Source organism: Oxynema aestuarii AP17 (assembly GCF_012295525.1).
Classification (GTDB): Bacteria; Cyanobacteriota; Cyanobacteriia; order Cyanobacteriales; family Laspinemataceae; genus Oxynema; species Oxynema aestuarii.
Window position 1 is genome coordinate 1,523,594 of sequence record NZ_CP051167.1, and the last position, 15,802, is coordinate 1,539,395.

Sequence of the window (15,802 nt, forward strand, 5' to 3'; positions counted from 1 at the left end):
CAATTTTAGAGGTAAAGGAACGGTGCGATCGATAGGAAAGGTTATCTATATTTTAGTTTAAGCCATAAGATTGTCGAAGCTAAAATAAAAGTAACAAAATTAGCGACAATTACGGGAGTATCGCCGACTAAAATACCGTAAACGATCCAGAGAAATACTCCAGAGCAGAAGATTAAAAACATTTCTAAAGAAACGTCTTTAGCCGATTTACTTTTCCAGGTTTTAATGACTTGGGGAAGAAAAGAAATCGTCGTTAACGTTCCGGCGAGTAATCCGAGAAAGGTTACTATCATAAGCGAATAGAGAACGGGAGTGAGGGGTCGTATTTACAAGATCGAAGTTTGTCCGTGGTGGCGAAACTAGATCGAACAAATTTGTAGACTTGTCGATGAATTTGCTTTGAGAATTAGACTCGATCGCAGACCAAGAAGAGCGATCGAATGTCCACTGACCGATCGCCTCGTATCCAGTCGCCACTTGTCCCATTCCAAATAATACCCCTGCGGCGACTTGCGCGATCGCGATCGCGCCGAATGTAACTTGTCCGAAACTGAATAAAAAGCCGATCCCAAATTGAGCGATCGCGATCGCGCCGATCCCAAATTGTCCGATAGCGACGATACCTTTCGCCACTCGCAGACCGCCGCGACCGTTGCGACCGAAGGCAATATGAACTAACGGATACCCCCACAACGTCGCCTCAGATCGCCATTCAAATCCGGGACCTTTCCAATGGGATTGGGTCGGATAAGGCGCGCCACAATGGGGACAGGCGATCGCTTCCGTACTCACTTCTCGTTCGCATTCCCGGCAAGGTTTTAGAGTCATAAGATTTACTGTAGTGGATTTTTTGTCAATCGATCGTCGATCGGCTTAAAAAAATTAGTTTTTCACTGTCAAGTTATCTGAAAATTATATAGTATTTGTAAATCTTTTGAATCCCATTTTGACTTTAGCAATTCGCCAAATTTCTGTAGGGACACGGCAATTCCGTGTCCCTAAAACCCATCAATCTTACACCTATTTAGGTGTTAAAAATGCTTAAAAACTAACTAAATTTTGACTAATTCTTCAGCGCGATCGCGCGATTGTTTCCCAATCGATATCCCGGTCAGTAGAGATACCAAATTCATGCCATTTTTGATGACACCGGGAACGCTGGGATACCCCGAACTAGCTCCCACAAAAAACAAATTTGGCAATTGTGTCGTATATCCCAATCGATTTAAACCGACTTGTTGCGGGATTAACTTCGCACCGTAAATATTTCCTTGAGGTTGACCTAAATAATATTCGCTCGTCGTCGGAGTCCCGTAGACTTTCAAACGAGCATATCGATCGACATCTGGAATTAAATCGCGAACGCTTTGCATTATTTTTTGATAAAATTCCCGTTTGAGCGATCGATAAGCTTTGCGATCGCTTTCGTGCAGTTTTTTAAAGGGTTCGTAAGGACAAACGGTGGCAATTTCTAACACGTGATGGCCTTCTGGAGCCATTCCCGGTTCGTCGGATTTGCACGTCGGAGAAGATAGGAAGATCCAGGGATATTCGAGATCGCCTTCGAGTTGTTTTTGATATGCCCGATTGAGATTTCCCGTGGGATAATACCAAATATTCCAATTGCCAATTCCGTAAGCTTTCGGATCGAAACGTTTGTCTAAACCGAGGTAAATATTAAACGCACTGGCGGAATATTCGTAATCGGTCAAGCGATGGCGTTCGCGATCGCGGAGTCCGGTTCCATCGTGCATTAAAGAAACCGTCAATTTCGGATCTAAATCGCTAATATAGCCTCGCGAAGCTTCGTAGCGAATTCCGGCAGCGATCGCCCCTTTGACTTCCCCATCGCGAACGTCAATATGTTCGACAGGATTGGACAGTAAAACCGCACTTCCTCCTTCATCAATAGCCTCAACAATAGTATCGACAAAGGCTTTAAAATGAGCTTTGGGATAGTAAGCGCCTTCGGAGTAATTCCAAACGACGGCGGTATGACTCAAGAGGGCAATTTCGGCGGGAGGCAGGGCGTAATCGCCGCTTTGTCCGGCTAAAATGGCTTGTAATTTCGGTGAAAGTCCGCAGCGATCGTAGAGGTCTTGTAACGTCCAATGACGGCGGCGGAATAAGTGCCAGTATTTTGGCAATTTTAACCAATCGGCGAGATGGCGATCGTACCAGTGAACCTCCCGACCGAGACGGCGAACTTCGGCATTGAATTGGGCGATTTCATCGCAATAGCGATGAATGGCGGTGGCTTCTTCGGGGAATTCGGCGAGGAGGCGTCGGCGTAAGTTTTCCCAACCGAGGGGGATGCGAAAGTCGGCGTCTGGGGTGATGATGCGATCGATACAATCGGGGTCGAGGGAGTTAAACGCAATGGGGCGATCGATGTAGTTGAAAAAGAGATCGACCGTCTGACCCGGACCGCATTGATAAATATAGTGAACGTCGGCGCAAAAACTATAGTTTCCGTAGTCGAAGGTGTGACAGCAACCGCCGGGTAAGTAATGTTTTTCTAAAACAGCGACGCGATAGCCTTGACGGGTGAGGCAAGCGGCGGCAGAGAGTCCGCCTAATCCGGCTCCAAAAATGATGTAATCGAAGGTTTCCATAAGTTTGAATCTCCAAAGAATGACTTGTTAAGCTGAGTTGAGGTCATCGGAAATTAAAAGGAAAAATGAATAGTGAAAGTTTAACAAATTTGAACTGAAACGGTGGGCGATCGCCGGGAGGGAACGGGGGGGCGATCGCGCCGAGAGAGGGCGAATCAATGGGTTAAAAAGAGGAACGATCGCCCTAACGCGGGAGAGATTGCAATCGTCCGGAAAGACCGAGACGCTGCTTGACCGTATTGCCGGGAACGGCTACCTTGCCACTGGGATCGAACGGTTTGGGCCGATCGCCGCGATCGCGATCGAACTCGTCTCCCGGCGGGTCGCATTCCCCCGCTAACACGCAATTCACGTAATTCCAGCCATTAGTCACCCGTCCGAGGTGGTCGCGAAACCACTCGCCTTTTCCTTCTAAATCGGCGGGATTTTTAGCCGCTTCGAGCCCATCTCGATAGTGGGTTAAATCGGTCAAATCGCGGATTGCGTCTTCGCTGGGGGGTCGATTGGCGCGTTCGAGTTCTTGACGGTAGCGATCGAGTTTTTCCCATTTTTCGCGGGCGGAATTGACACGATCGCGATACGTTTTCCACGTCGGTTCGCCATTGCCCCCCGACGCCAGGATTTGAGGTCGCGCGCGATCGCCCGAGGTTGTTTTCACTGCAATCGCGGCAAGTTTGGCGCCCGGGCGATCGCCGTAGTCCGTCCCTTCGGAAGACGCTACGATCCAGCCCGTATTTTCTACCGTCCACTCGTCCCCCGGTTGCGGACCGCTAAAGTGGAGGCGACGGAACCGCCAAATCGGCACGCTTTCGCCCTCGGGAGAGACGAGGCGATCGCCGCCCGGGGTATCCTCGTAGGTCGTTTCGATGCGATAGTTGCCACTTTCAAAGACAATAATCCGTCCTCGGGCGTCCCGTTGCAGGCGATAAGCCGCCGGACGCAACAGTTCGACCGTCGTGGTCGGATAACTTTGGGGATAGGTTCGCAGATAAAATCCATCTCCAGCATAATTCCAGTTGCCCGGATCGATCGTGCGACTGCCTTTCCCCGTCGGGGCGACCCCGGTGAGAATCGCAATCCGTTCGAGGTCTTCGTAAGTCGCTTGGGCGTTGGTGAGGGTTTGGCGGATGTCGCGATAGAGATTGAGGGCGCGTTTGAGCGAATCTGGGATAAAGCGACCGATGAGGCGTCCGGCGATCGATTCGACGTCGATACTGAGGGCGGCGATTTCCGACGGTTCGAGTAACGGCGCGATTCGCACTTGAAAATCGAGGGGATATTGAGTGAAATTGGCGCCCGCTTCGATGCCCCAAATCAAGCGTTGGATATCTTGTTGGGAGATCTGCGCTTGCGCGAGCGATCGCTGTAAAATTGCCCGAATCAGTTCGGCCCGGTTACCTTCGAGGGTCGCGAGGAGATAGCCGTCCCCTTGGGTCGGGGCGTAGGTTCCGGCGTGCAGACAGTAACTTTGAACGGTGAAACGGTAATAACCGGGGGCGAATGCCAAGGAGGCATCGGCTGGGTCGGGAACGGTTTCGGGGAAGTCGTCCAGCCAAGCGGAGATCGCCCGCGCGTCTTTAATGTTGGTGGTCACGGCTTTTTCCGGGGACCAATCCGGGAGTAAGTCGCCGATGGAGGTCGCGATCGCGCGATCGCTCGGAATTGAAAGGGAAAAGAGGGCGATCGTGGCGATCGCCATCTTGCGAAACGGTAATAACATCGGGCATTCCTCCTTATCCGATTGAGGAATACGACAGGATCGAGAATCTAGAATTTCGCGATCGCCCGATCTTGGGTCCCTACATTCGGACGAGAAGGGGAGGCACCCTCCAGTTAAGCCCTACCGTCTTATATCTATAGATAGGACTACAATTTTTTATCTTTTTTTGATTTTTCCTCAATCCGATCCGGTTTCGATCTCGATGGCCGATGGCCGACGGTAACACCGAGTCACCGATGGGGTACTAGACGACACGACGACCCCAAATGAGATTCCTCGTTCCCGTTCGCGAATACGGGCGATCGCCCCGACGATCGGGGGCGAACTTATCCGAGATTCTCTTAGATCCAGTCTAGCTCAAGAATGTGAAAATCGCTCTCGTCGGACAGGAGATCGCCCGGGGCTACGGTGGCGATCGCCGAGGGTGTGAGAAACTGGATCGAGGCGTCCGCAATTCTCTCCTGGTTAGCTCCTCACGATCGCCTCGATACTAGGGAGAAGCGCAACCCCGGCGGGGGCAATCGCGCGCACTCGGGGGATTTCCGAATCCTCAAAGCGAGGAAAAGCAGTTATTTTCAATGCCAAACCGTCGAATCCGCAATTGGGTTTGGACGGATCTCTACACTGATAATCCCCAACCGTTTTTGTCAGGATGGAAGAAATCGGTCAAAGGCTACATTTATGAGCTATTCCATCCAATCCATCTATAACTGGTATCGCAATACCCTCCGCAATCCGAAATATCGCTGGTGGATTATTTTAGGAACCTTGGCTTATGTCTTGAGTCCGTTTGATATTTCGCCGGACTTCCTGCCAATTGTCGGACAAATTGACGATATTGCAGTAATCAGTTTGCTCGTTGCCGAAGTCTCGCAAATGACGATGGACTACTTCAAATCGCGGCAAGGCGATCGCGACCGTCAGGGTTCCGACTTTGCCGTCAATAGCGAGAACGCGACGACCACGGTAGATGTAGAAGCGTCCGGCACTCCCGTTTCCGAGTTAGATTAATCGCGATCGCCCCAGGGGTTACCTTCGCCCAGACAGCCCGACTCCAGACCTAGAGAGTTGGGTTGTTTTTTAATGGCGAGTCCGCATTGAGGGGACGATTTTCGATCGCCCGGGAGACGATCGCCCGGCGCGGTTCTTTGAAGGGCGATCGTCGATCGAAAATGGGCGATCGCCGGGTAAAAATTACAGTTTTTCGACCCGCCGATCGATGATACGATGGCAGAGTTGCGATCGCTTTCCACGGCGATCGCCGACCCTCGTTTATCCTTAACAATTGGATTCGCAAGCAACTCGACAATCGCCCGGTCTTGTTCGCTCCAAAAACCCTACAGCGCGATTCTGCTGACTCCTTTGGAGTCGCTACGCGAACGCCATCTCTCCTCCAGGCTCAACCCAACCTATGAAATTTAGCGAACTGATAGCACAACTCGGCGATTTAGTCCTCGACAGCCGCCTCGACACCACACAAGGGGATCCGGAGATTTGTGGAGTGGCGGCGATCGACGATGCCATGACCGCGAGTTTGAGTTATGTTGAAAGTGCCAAATTTGCCCCCCAAATCGCTACGACCCAAGCGAGTGCCTTAATTTTGCCCCAGGACGAAGGGATTCAGGCGCGGGCGAACGAGCGCGCTATCCCCTGGCTGAGTACCCGAGAACCCCGACTCGCTTTTGCCCGGGCGATCGCCCTATTTTACAAACCCTTTCATCCCGAGAGTGAAATTCACCCGAGTGCGACCGTCGATCCGGAGGCGGAGATCGGCGAAGGGGTTTATATCGGACCGCACGTGACTGTCGGCGCCGGGGTCAAAATTGGCAATCGAGCCTGTTTGCACGCCAACACCGTGATTTATCCCGATGTCGAAATCGGCGATCGCGTTATCTTGCACGCCAACTGTACGATTCACGAACGCACCCACATCGGCGCCGATTGTGTCATTCATAGTGGCGTCGTCATTGGCGGCGAAGGGTTCGGCTTCGTGGCGACGGCGAACGGCTGGATCAAAATGGAACAATCGGGATGCACGATTTTAGAAGACGGGGTAGAAGTTGGCAGTAACAGCACCATCGACCGTCCCGCCGTCGGCGAAACCCGCATCGGTCGCCAGACGAAAATTGACAATTTAGTGCAAATCGGTCACGGCTGTCAGATCGGCGAAAATTGTGCGATCGCCGCCCAAGTCGGCTTGGCGGGAGGGGTTCGCGTGGGCGATCGGGTCATCCTCGCCGGACAGGTGGGTGTTTCCAACCAAGTGCGGATTGGGGACGGGGCGATCGCCTCGGCGAAATCGGGGATCCACAGCGATATCGCCCCCGGGGAGATCGTTTCGGGGTATCCGGCGATTAATAATAAACTTTGGTTGAAAGCGGTAGCGATTTACAATCGACTGCCGGAGATTTATCGATCGCTCAAGGACGTTCAACGTCAGTTGGGAAAAAATAGTAATAACTAAGCCATCGATCGCCCGGGATCGAGAGTGGATAAGGGGCTAAAATCGGGCGATCGGGCGGTAATTTTCCCGCTCGTAGAGGTCTAAGTCGCAATCGTTACGAGCGCGCCATTACACCCCGATCGCGATTTCGGTTCGTTTCCTCGGTAACCGTGGAAATGGAGCCGACGGTGTAGGGGTCCATTTCAGTGAAAAATAACCGACTTTTGAGCGCTTCCCCGTCCGGCGATCGTTCCGGGGGAGCGGTCTCGTCCCGGCGATCGATGGGGCGTGGAAATCGTGAAATCGATCGGCGATCGTGGAAGACCGTTTAATGTTGAGAGTCAAACATTTGAGTGGGTCTGCTCGGATCGAAATTGGGCGGGTGGCGATACGCCGGAGGCGTCGCTTTGCGAACGCGCGATCGCGATCTTTTCTTGGCAAGAACCCCCATCCTTCGTCCTCGATTTCGAGGCGCCGGGAATCGGACGATCGGCGCGGCGACTTGAAATCGAACCCCCACCGGGTTCGATCGATCTAAGCTCGATCTAAACGATCGAATTGCCCCAGATCGCCCCGACTTTTTTGGAAAACAAGCGCCCCATCCTTATCGAAGTTTGTCAATATCCAAAGATCGGTTTTAGTTCGTCCCCGTCGCCACCGACCTCGGCGATCGCCTCGTCATCCCCAACCCCCCTTTTTCGGTTCCGCCTGTCCCTTGTTCGCACCTAAAATTGGGCAATCCAATTCCAAGGGGTAAGGTTTAGATCTCTTAAAAATCTGCCCGATTGAGGGGATTTTGAAGCGGCGCGATCGCCCGTTCCCGAGGAGTACGGCTCGAAACGCAACCGACCTCCCATAGAGTGCCTAACCGTCGCCCGGGTCGCCGCCAACACTGACAAAAAAACTGCTTTTCCCCTAGTCAATGCATGAAAATTTCTTATCGTTTTTATTCCCGGGCGATCGGCACGGGTTTGGCACTGTAAGCTATAGAACACCGACAAGCGTAGGGGTTACGACCGCCGCGATCGCATCGGAGCGCCCCGGAAAAAAATTATTTTCCCTCCCTCAATCTTTTTTTCCAGGTAAGAGAGTCCTACCTCAAGGCCCAATCCACGATCGCGCCTCATTATAATAGTGCGGATTTCCCACTGGTGCGCTGCAAAAACACAATCGAGTCCGATTCGACGGGAAAATTTTTCCCAAAATTTCCCCGACCTGCGCCCTCAAAGGTCCAATTTTGATTAAATTATGTTGACTATCGATCGAAATTAAGAAAAAGACTTGTCAAAATCCATCAATTTAAGGATATATTTTTATAAGGCCGAGTACAAACATGAGCCTAGATTTCCTATCATAGAGATCGAAGGATATTTTGCAAAGCGATGAGTGAAACAGCTACAAGCCCCCTGACGGGAAAAGCGCTACTTCAAAAAATAAAAGAACTCTCGCACTTACCCCGGAGAGAAACTGCAAAGCGCTGCGGATACTACACGACAACAAGAAATAACCAGACCCGCGTAAATCTAACGGATTTTTATGATGCGGTTCTGGCTGCTCGCGGCATTCCTCTGAGTCCTGAAGGGACAAAAGATGGTCGCGGTCGCGAGCCGACCTATCGGGTAAGCGTCCACAAAAATGGTCAAATCGTCATCGGTTCCACTTACACTCATGCGATGGGATTAAAACCCGGCGATGAGTTTGAAATTAAGTTGGGCTACAAACACATTCACCTGATCCAGGTGGGTGCGGATAAAAATGGCTCCGACCTCGATGACGACGAACTGTTAGAAGACGAAGAATAAGCAAAAAGTCGCTGGATCGGGGAAGGAACGCGGCGGGCGATCGCCCTTCCTCCCCAGTTCGGAGTTCGACTATGCCAAAAAATCGCCGACAGGCGATCGCTGTCGCCTGCCATACCATCGAACGGTAAGTGCACTTCGATTCCCGAAAAGGCTTTTACCGTTAACCGATTTCCCACTCATATTCTCGGCAGCCAATTTGTCGAGAAATGAGGGGGTTATTTTATGGGAAAGTCAGGATGAAGACGAAAATGAAAAATTCCTGGGACAGACATCGGGTTTGCTGCCCCAGAGAAGGGAATCGGGAGTGGGGTGCGGGAAATCGGGTCAGCACAACGCCGATCTACCCACTTCCCTAGAAAGCAACCCCCTCCATCGAAAATCTAAAATTTAAACGCTAAACTGCTTAAGATCTGCCAAAAACTGCCAAAAACGAGCATCGATTAGGGAGATTGAGAAAGAGAAGGCTCGATCGCCTCTACAGACACCGAAGGGAGCGCACTCGGATCGTGAGCCGTCGCCGAATGAACCGTAGACGAAAGGGTGCCGAGGCTTTGAGCTAACAGGGTTTGTTGCTCTAAATGTTGGGTAGAAGAGAGCAAATCGCTCAAACTTTCGATCAAATTGCGGATATTTTCCCGTAACGTCGGATCTCCGGTGAGTTCGTCGAGATCCGACGTGATTTTTTGGGCATTTTGGAAAGTAGCGCGAGCCGAATCGAGAGTTTGTTGTAGCAGCAAGAGATTGGTGGGGGTTCCGACCGCCGAGGAAAACTCGCGCAGGGCCGCAGAGGCTTCGGCAGCATTGGCCGACACTTCGGCGGCATTATTGGCGAGGGTATTGAGATTGTCGAATAACGTGCCAAAATTGCCGCCTCCGATTTGACCTTCTACATTGGCTAAGGTCGGGGCGATCGCGGAGATCGTCCGTCGGACTTGCTCGCTGGTTTGATTGAGATTGTTGAGGGTCGAAACGAGGGTGCCGCGATTGCTGGCGACGAGAGAATTAACATTAGAAACGAGGCGGTAGACCTCCACCGTGGTCAAATTGAGGCGGTTGGCGGAGGTACCGATATCGTCGGCGATCGCCCCAAATTGACGGGCCGCACCGCCGATTTCGCCGACGGAGGTGCCGATTTCATCGGCGATCGAACCGAATTCCCCCGCCGCATTGCCGATTTGACGGGCCGCCGTGGCGATCGCCAGCGCCGATTGATTGGTCGAACTCGAAACCGCCGTCAGTTCTTTTTGAACCGACTGACTGAGGACGTTGATTTGTCGGGTGAGTTGGGTCACTTCGGCACTCGCTGCCGTCGTATTTTTGACCAGAGAATTGAGGTTATTAAAAAAGGCCGGATCGCTAAACAAGCGTGTAAAACGAATCGATCCGCGCACCAATTCATCAAAACTAACACCGATTTGCCCTTTGAGGCGATCTCGGGCGCAGACAATTTCATCGGAATTGCATTGAGGATCCAACGGTTTTGGCGCGTTCGCCGACCGGGTGGGTACGGGTTTGAGAGGGGTAATATCGACCACCGTTTCGCCAATTAACCCCCCTTGATTGGCTTCGATCAGGACTTCTGAAGGCATCACCAAATCCGGTGGCGAAATCGTCAGTTCGACTTCAACCCCATTCGTTCCCGGTTGAATCGAGCTGATTCTACCGACCTTGACCCCGCGATAACGAACCGAGGCCCCCTCTTGCATTCCGACGACATTGGCAAACTCGACTAAAATCCGGTAACTTTGCGGGCCGAGGGTCACCCCTTTCAACCACAAAACAATCCCGCCAAATAAGCCCAAAGCGCCGAGAATTAACAACCCGACCGATCCTTCTCTGAGTGTTCGCGATCGCATAATTTCTCCTGATAGTCATTTCACGTTCGTCTGCCCCCCAAACTCGACATCCACCCAAAACACCACCCTCAAGTTCTCAGGGTTCGGCAGGGGTGACCTCACGACTCCCCTACCATCGAGTCAGCCAAAAGCTTGAATCGGGCCGTCAATATTGCCACTGAAAAATTGCTGGACGGCTTGATGATCCGTACTTTCGCTGTCGGCGACGCTGCCTTCCCACTGTATCTTTCCCCCGTACAGAAAAATGATACGGTCTGAAGTCCGGCGAATGGTACTTTGTTGGTGGGTGACCATCACGTAGGTACTGCACCCCCCTTGAGCAGCTTGTAAGTCGCGGATCAAATCTTCGATCACCGTCGAGGCGATCGGATCTAATCCGGCGGTGGGTTCGTCGTAGAGCAAGACTTCCGGGCTGGCTTTGGGATCCTCGGGATTGGCCATAATCGCTCGGGCAAAACTTACCCGCTTTCGCATCCCGCCGGATAGTTCTGCCGGGTAAAGATTGCCAATTCCGGGCAATCCTACCATTTCTAATTTTTCACTGACGAGTTGGCGAATCCGACGCCGAGGTAATTTAGAATGCTGGTAAAGGAGAAATCCGACATTTTCATCGACGGTGAGCGAGTCGAATAATGCGGCATTCTGAAACACCATCCCGATCCCGATCGGATCGGCAAGGTCATCTACCCAGCCTTTGCGGCGCTCGCCTTGAATGTAAACTTCTCCTTCGTCGGGGGCGAGCAAGCCTGCGATAATTCGCAAGATTGTCGATTTTCCGGTTCCCGACGGCCCGATGATCGAAAGGGCTTCACAAGGATAAATTGAGAGATCGACGCGATCGAGGATGACGTTATTGCCAAAGGCTTTAGAGATTCCCTTGAGTTGGATTAACGGTTCAGTCATGAGCTGTGTTTTTGGGAGGCGATCGCTGGCTCGGGTTTTTTAGATTCTAGATTCTAGATTTTAGATTCTAAAGAGTTAAGGGATGCGATCGCCCATCCTGAAAGGAAACCCCAAGATCGGTATAGAAGTCTGAGGTCTTAAGGCTCGCCGCCGGGGCGATCGCCCCGTGCCCATTTGCCGAGTCTGTTGCCGCGAGCCAACCTCGGGAGTGGACGACGGCGATCGGCCAACATTTGAATTAAGACTCCACTCACGCAGACGATTGATAGAAGTCCTGGGTGTTCGATAAGCTATGGACGGTTTGGGCGATCGCTGTTCTCAATCCGTCGGATGCAGTATATCTTGGTAGGGAATAATTCCTAGACACTGGCGCAAGCCCTCCAGGCAGATGACCGAACTCTCGGAATCGTCGATCGTTTTTTTGCTACTGCCATACTTGATTGCCATACTTGCCGTTCGCCCTCCGACTGGAATCTACGACCGTAATTTCGCGATCGATCTGGCGGACATTCGATCCCCCATCACTGTATCGAGCCTATGTTTATTGCTCTACTCAAACAAGCTTTATTTGCCTTTAAGCGAGATGCTCCAGGTCGCCGCACGCGGATGAACCAGTGGTTTAAATGGCTCGCTCCCGGTTTATTTGTCAAGCGTTGGGTTCTCATCAGTGCGGGTGGGGTCTTTTTGGCCTTGTTGGGATTGTCAATTTGGATTAAATTGACCCCGATTTATTACGGGATTCAGTTAATCGAGACCTTTTTAGCGACAATTACCAGTCTCGTTCCCAGTTATATTAGCGGTCCGCTCGTGATGCTCGGCGGCATCGTTTTGATTTTGTGGGGACAAACTCGCACCGTCGGCTCGATTACAGAAGTATTGCGTCCGGGAAGCGATCGCGAACTGGTAGACGTACTGATCGACCACCGCCGCCTCAGTCGTGGCCCGAGGATCGTGGCGATCGGTGGCGGGACGGGGCTTTCGACCTTATTGCGCGGGTTGAAACAATATAGCGCCAATATTACGGCGATCGTCACCGTCGCCGACGATGGCGGCTCTTCCGGGCGCCTGCGTCGCGAAAATCGCGTGTTGCCCCCGGGAGATATTCGCAACTGTTTGGCGGCGTTGGCGGCGGAAGAAAAGTTATTGACGGAGTTATTTCAATATCGTTTTAGAGCCGGGGAAGGACTAACCGGACATAGTTTCGGTAATTTATTCCTGACGGCGATGATGGATATTACCGGAGATTTGGAACGGGCGGCGGCGGCGAGTTCTCAAGTGTTGGCCATACGCGGTCAGGTGCTCCCCGCGACCCTTTGTGACGTTCATTTATGGGCTGAATTGGCCGACGGGCGCAAAATCGAAGGCGAATCGCGCATCAGCGAAGCTGGGGGCAATATTGTCAAAATTGGTTGCATTCCGGGCAATCCCCCGGCTTTACCGAAAGCGGTGCAGGCGATTCGCGAGGCGGATTTGATTATTATGGGACCCGGAAGCCTTTACACGAGCGTGATTCCCAATTTGTTAGTGCCGGAAATTGCGGAGGCGATCGCCTGTCGGGACGTTCCTAAAATTTACGTGTGCAATATCATGACCCAACCGGGGGAAACCCAAGGGTACACGGTCTCGGATCACGTCAAGGCGATCGATCGCGCCTGCGGTCGTCCTCTGTTCGATTCGGTCTTAGCTCAGAGTCAAGTCCCGTCCGCTCAAGCCCTGATTCGCTACGCTCAAGATAATTCCCATCCGGTCTTTCTCGATCGCGAAGATTTGGCCAATTTGGGCCGGCAGGTCGTCGTCGCTAATGTTATGGATGAAGATCCGCAAACGGGTTACGTCCGCCATAATTCCCAATTCTTGGGACGAGTGTTGTTACGCTGGTATGCCCGGGTTCAGGGAATAGCGAGTAAAGAGTAAAGCATCGGGAATACGGACTAGCAACGCGGTCACAACGGGCGTGTTACGGTGTCGAGCTAAAATCTCAAATCTCAAATCTCAAATCCCCTCTCCTACTCCCTTGTCTTGCCTCTAAAAAGCGATGAATCCAGACGTTAGAAAGCACAAAAAATCTGAATTGTGGTTGGCGGATGCAGAGGCGACGCGATCGCTGGGCAAGCGCTTGGGCGAACGGTGTCCGGCGGGTACGGTAATTTTGCTCGAAGGGGATCTCGGTGCGGGCAAAACAACCCTCGTTCAAGGGATTGGAGAAGGGTTGGGACTCGATGAGGCGATCGTCAGTCCGACATTTACCTTGATTGTGGAATATCTCGACGGTCGCCTGCCACTGTACCACCTCGATTTATATCGTTTGGAACCGAAAGATATTCCGAGTTTGAATTTAGAAAGTTATTGGGAAGGGATCGAGGTCGAACCGGGGATCGTGGCGATCGAATGGTCGGCCCGATTGCCCTATCTCCCTCCCGACTATTTGCGGATTGCCCTCACCCACTGCGATCGCGGCAGATCGGCCACTATTGAGAAGGTTGGGGATTGGCAAGAGGTCATTTGAGGAAGTCGGGATGTTAGATGCTAGATGTTGGATTTTCGATTGAGAGAGATGGGAGGCGGGCGCGTCTTCGCGATCGCAGCCGAAGGATGCCCGCCCCTCTTGTTACTCTTGTCTTTTGCTTCTTCCCAATACCCTAAAATCAACCAAAAGTCAAGGCTTTGGCGCGCACGGTGTCGTCAAATTGGCCGCGATTGTAAACAACTTGGCCGACGACCGGGGTCATGACACTTGGTTGTCTTAAATTTCCGAATGGGCGGCGGGGTCGGTGCGATCGCGGTCTTCGGTGTGAAGGGCAATCAGGCGATCGCCACGAGTAAATCACCTTTCATCGACCCATAAAAATTTTAATCCCCGGTGTGCGATTGGCTTCGCGCAAGTCCGGTAAATTCTCCGGCGTGGCGCCGATAAAAAAGCCGCTTCTTTCCCTAATTGACCAAATATTTCTCGGACGCCAGTTTGAGTTTGTCGTCGAGAATGGCTTGCGTAATGGTCAACGGGCGGGTGTTGGGCATTTCCAGAAAGGACGTGACGCCGCCTCTAGCACAAACTCGGGTGTCGGTGGTGAGGTCTTCTTTATATTCCAAACCCGATTCTCGGAAATGAACTTGCGGGTCGATGGCCCCGGGCAACAAAGTCAAACCCTCGGCGTCAATCACTTGAGATGGGGCATCATCTTGTTCGGACCAGGTAATCTGGGGAGCAATCCGAACGATTTGCCCGCCACGGATTTCGACATCTCCGAGCAAAACTTCACCGTCGGGCTGGAGGATACGGGCATTGCGGATCGCTCAACAGGGATGACCACTCATAACTAAGCTTTGATTTCAAATCGTACACGGCGATCGTTCGGCATTCTGGCGGGAAAAGGGCTGAAGTTTTTTCATTGGGGAAAACTTTCCCGAGGATTGCCAAAAAATGCCGTTTATTTTAAAGTTAAAATACAACGACTGTCAACCTTCCGTGTAGGGTTGTTCAAAATTCTCAAGAGTTTTCGCGATTCGTTCTCGTCTGGGCGGTTGGACTGGAAAAAACGTTAATATCAAAGGGTAAGCCTCTCAAATCCAACCCCACAAACCGGAGTTTGGTTATCGTAACAGTTATCTTTCATTACTATTTACCCTATGACTCGTGCGCAGGAACCCGTGTCCGATTCTAAATTGCATTCCGGCGATCGCGCAGACGCCGAATCCCGTCAAGAAAATCCCTGGATAGAGGGACTCAAAACGATTGGCTTGAGTGCGGTTTTAGCGTTAGGAATCCGCCATTTCGTGGCTGAAGCTCGCTACATCCCTTCAGGTTCGATGCTTCCGACGCTCCAGATTAACGATCGCCTGATTGTCGATAAACTGGTTTATCGCTTCAAAGAACCTCAACGGGGTGACATTATCGTTTTTTCGCCGACCGAAGCGCTGCAACGACAAAATTTTAAGGACGCCTTCATCAAACGGGTGATCGGTTTACCGGGAGAAACCATAGAAGTCAAGGGCGGGCGGGTTTACGTCAACGATCGCCCCTTGCGCGAAAGCTACATTGAAGACCGTCCCAATTACCAATACGGTCCGGTGACCGTCCCGGAGGATTCCTATTTAGTCCTCGGCGACAATCGCAATAACAGTTACGACAGTCATTATTGGGGTTTTGTCCCGCAAGATCGGATTATCGGTCGGGCGGCGGTTCGCTTCTGGCCCCCCAATCGTCTCGGGGGTCTCGACCCACAACCCCTGTATCCGGTCACTCCGTCGGTGACTCCCTAACTCGGAGGGGTCGGTCGCGAGTAACCGTGCGATCGCCGTTGCGGTCGGTTGCGCGGTTGGTTCGTTCGAGCTTGAGGGAGTTCGCCGCTTGTTTGAGCGCTCAAATCGGCACTATTAAAATTCTGCAAATCGATCTGAATCGGGCGATCGCGCGATCGAGGAGATGGTTTTGCTTTCAAGATCGCCTCAAAATTATTGTAATT

The 15,802-nt window shown here is 52.0% G+C and carries 16 protein-coding genes and 1 pseudogene; 7 read left to right on the plus strand and 10 right to left on the minus strand.

The annotated features are described in order from the left end of the window. Window positions 1–41: 41 nt before the first annotated feature. From HCG48_RS06175 to HCG48_RS06190, 4 genes are all read right to left on the minus strand, one after another. A complete protein-coding gene (locus HCG48_RS06175; RefSeq protein ID WP_168568361.1) occupies window positions 42–293 on the minus strand; it encodes an SWEET family sugar transporter in 252 nt (83 codons plus the stop codon). Continuing rightward, complete coding sequence (locus HCG48_RS06180; RefSeq protein ID WP_168568362.1) at window positions 223–828, minus strand: hypothetical protein; 606 nt, start codon at window positions 826–828, stop codon at window positions 223–225. Before HCG48_RS06180 ends, HCG48_RS06175 begins: the two co-directional genes overlap by 71 nt. Window positions 829–1,052: 224 nt before the next feature. Beyond that, on the minus strand, window positions 1,053–2,615 hold the full coding sequence (locus HCG48_RS06185) for a phytoene desaturase family protein (protein ID WP_168568363.1): 1,563 nt from the start codon (window positions 2,613–2,615) through the stop codon (window positions 1,053–1,055). A 184-nt stretch (window positions 2,616–2,799) separates the two neighbouring features. Beyond that, entirely contained in the window at window positions 2,800–4,335 is a 1,536-nt protein-coding gene (locus HCG48_RS06190) for a hypothetical protein (protein WP_168568364.1), read from the minus strand. Window positions 4,336–5,016: 681 nt separating this feature from the next. Between HCG48_RS06190 and HCG48_RS06195 the strand changes: the two genes are divergently transcribed. Continuing rightward, on the plus strand, window positions 5,017–5,346 hold the full coding sequence (locus tag HCG48_RS06195; RefSeq protein ID WP_168568365.1) for a YkvA family protein: 330 nt from the start codon (window positions 5,017–5,019) through the stop codon (window positions 5,344–5,346). Here the strand turns inward: HCG48_RS06195 and HCG48_RS06200 are convergent. Next, window positions 5,343–5,636, minus strand: a complete 294-nt coding sequence (locus HCG48_RS06200; RefSeq protein WP_168568366.1) for a hypothetical protein — start codon at window positions 5,634–5,636, stop codon at window positions 5,343–5,345. The genes HCG48_RS06195 and HCG48_RS06200 overlap by 4 nt on opposite strands. Window positions 5,637–5,746: 110 nt before the next feature. Between HCG48_RS06200 and lpxD the strand changes: the two genes are divergently transcribed. The 3 genes from lpxD (at window position 5,747) to HCG48_RS06215 (ending at window position 8,580) form a co-directional block, all read left to right on the plus strand. Further along, window positions 5,747–6,799, plus strand: a complete 1,053-nt coding sequence (gene lpxD / locus HCG48_RS06205) for a UDP-3-O-(3-hydroxymyristoyl)glucosamine N-acyltransferase (protein WP_168568367.1) — start codon at window positions 5,747–5,749, stop codon at window positions 6,797–6,799. Between the two features lie 267 nt (window positions 6,800–7,066). Then, window positions 7,067–7,327 (plus strand): hypothetical protein, encoded by a 261-nt coding sequence (locus tag HCG48_RS06210; RefSeq protein WP_168568368.1) that lies wholly within the window; start codon window positions 7,067–7,069, stop codon window positions 7,325–7,327. Between the two features lie 833 nt (window positions 7,328–8,160). Next, on the plus strand, window positions 8,161–8,580 hold the full coding sequence (locus HCG48_RS06215) for an AbrB/MazE/SpoVT family DNA-binding domain-containing protein (RefSeq protein ID WP_168568369.1): 420 nt from the start codon (window positions 8,161–8,163) through the stop codon (window positions 8,578–8,580). A 440-nt stretch (window positions 8,581–9,020) separates the two neighbouring features. Here the strand turns inward: HCG48_RS06215 and HCG48_RS06220 are convergent, their stop codons facing one another. The 3 genes from HCG48_RS06220 to HCG48_RS26425 form a co-directional block, all read right to left on the minus strand. Next, the gene (locus HCG48_RS06220) at window positions 9,021–10,436 is read right to left on the minus strand and encodes an MlaD family protein (protein WP_168568370.1); all 1,416 of its coding nucleotides are present in this window, start codon (window positions 10,434–10,436) and stop codon (window positions 9,021–9,023) included. A gap of 120 nt (window positions 10,437–10,556) precedes the next feature. Beyond that, complete coding sequence (locus HCG48_RS06225; RefSeq protein WP_168568371.1) at window positions 10,557–11,339, minus strand: ABC transporter ATP-binding protein; 783 nt, start codon at window positions 11,337–11,339, stop codon at window positions 10,557–10,559. Between the two features lie 318 nt (window positions 11,340–11,657). Then, entirely contained in the window at window positions 11,658–11,786 is a 129-nt protein-coding gene (locus HCG48_RS26425) for a hypothetical protein (RefSeq protein WP_281362083.1), read from the minus strand. A 90-nt stretch (window positions 11,787–11,876) separates the two neighbouring features. Here HCG48_RS26425 and HCG48_RS06230 point away from each other — a divergent pair, with 90 nt between their 5' ends. Then, window positions 11,877–13,253 carry a gluconeogenesis factor YvcK family protein gene (locus HCG48_RS06230; RefSeq protein ID WP_168568372.1) on the plus strand — a complete coding sequence of 459 codons (1,377 nt, stop codon included), beginning with the start codon at window positions 11,877–11,879 and terminating at the stop codon, window positions 13,251–13,253. 121 nt (window positions 13,254–13,374) lie between these two features. Next, entirely contained in the window at window positions 13,375–13,845 is a 471-nt protein-coding gene (gene tsaE / locus HCG48_RS06235) for a tRNA (adenosine(37)-N6)-threonylcarbamoyltransferase complex ATPase subunit type 1 TsaE (RefSeq protein WP_168568373.1), read from the plus strand. Between the two features lie 240 nt (window positions 13,846–14,085). On the opposite strand, the pseudogene HCG48_RS06240 reads toward tsaE, so the two are convergent. Then, window positions 14,086–14,630: pseudogene (locus HCG48_RS06240) on the minus strand (amidohydrolase family protein); the annotation flags it as partial. A gap of 336 nt (window positions 14,631–14,966) precedes the next feature. Here HCG48_RS06240 and lepB point away from each other — a divergent pair. Beyond that, a complete protein-coding gene (gene lepB / locus HCG48_RS06245) occupies window positions 14,967–15,599 on the plus strand; it encodes a signal peptidase I (RefSeq protein WP_168568374.1) in 633 nt (210 codons plus the stop codon). Here the strand turns inward: lepB and HCG48_RS06250 are convergent. Further along, window positions 15,596–15,778 (minus strand): hypothetical protein, encoded by a 183-nt coding sequence (locus tag HCG48_RS06250; RefSeq protein WP_168568375.1) that lies wholly within the window; start codon window positions 15,776–15,778, stop codon window positions 15,596–15,598. The two genes, lepB and HCG48_RS06250, sit on opposite strands and share 4 nt — an antisense overlap. Between the last annotated feature and the right edge of the window lie 24 nt (window positions 15,779–15,802).

What these genes read in the sequence shown, in the direction of transcription:
- HCG48_RS06175 (WP_168568361.1), bottom strand. Translation starts at nt 293, where the DNA reads ATGATAGTAACCTTTCTCGGATTACTCGCCGGAACGTTAACGACGATT.
- HCG48_RS06180 (WP_168568362.1), bottom strand. Translation starts at nt 828, where the DNA reads ATGACTCTAAAACCTTGCCGGGAATGCGAACGAGAAGTGAGTACGGAA.
- HCG48_RS06185 (WP_168568363.1), bottom strand. Translation starts at nt 2,615, where the DNA reads ATGGAAACCTTCGATTACATCATTTTTGGAGCCGGATTAGGCGGACTC.
- HCG48_RS06190 (WP_168568364.1), bottom strand. Translation starts at nt 4,335, where the DNA reads ATGTTATTACCGTTTCGCAAGATGGCGATCGCCACGATCGCCCTCTTT.
- HCG48_RS06195 (WP_168568365.1), top strand. Translation starts at nt 5,017, where the DNA reads ATGAGCTATTCCATCCAATCCATCTATAACTGGTATCGCAATACCCTC.
- lpxD (WP_168568367.1), top strand. Translation starts at nt 5,747, where the DNA reads ATGAAATTTAGCGAACTGATAGCACAACTCGGCGATTTAGTCCTCGAC.
- HCG48_RS06215 (WP_168568369.1), top strand. Translation starts at nt 8,161, where the DNA reads ATGAGTGAAACAGCTACAAGCCCCCTGACGGGAAAAGCGCTACTTCAA.
- HCG48_RS06220 (WP_168568370.1), bottom strand. Translation starts at nt 10,436, where the DNA reads ATGCGATCGCGAACACTCAGAGAAGGATCGGTCGGGTTGTTAATTCTC.
- HCG48_RS06225 (WP_168568371.1), bottom strand. Translation starts at nt 11,339, where the DNA reads ATGACTGAACCGTTAATCCAACTCAAGGGAATCTCTAAAGCCTTTGGC.
- HCG48_RS26425 (WP_281362083.1), bottom strand. Translation starts at nt 11,786, where the DNA reads ATGGCAATCAAGTATGGCAGTAGCAAAAAAACGATCGACGATTCCGAG.
- HCG48_RS06230 (WP_168568372.1), top strand. Translation starts at nt 11,877, where the DNA reads ATGTTTATTGCTCTACTCAAACAAGCTTTATTTGCCTTTAAGCGAGAT.
- tsaE (WP_168568373.1), top strand. Translation starts at nt 13,375, where the DNA reads ATGAATCCAGACGTTAGAAAGCACAAAAAATCTGAATTGTGGTTGGCG.
- lepB (WP_168568374.1), top strand. Translation starts at nt 14,967, where the DNA reads ATGACTCGTGCGCAGGAACCCGTGTCCGATTCTAAATTGCATTCCGGC.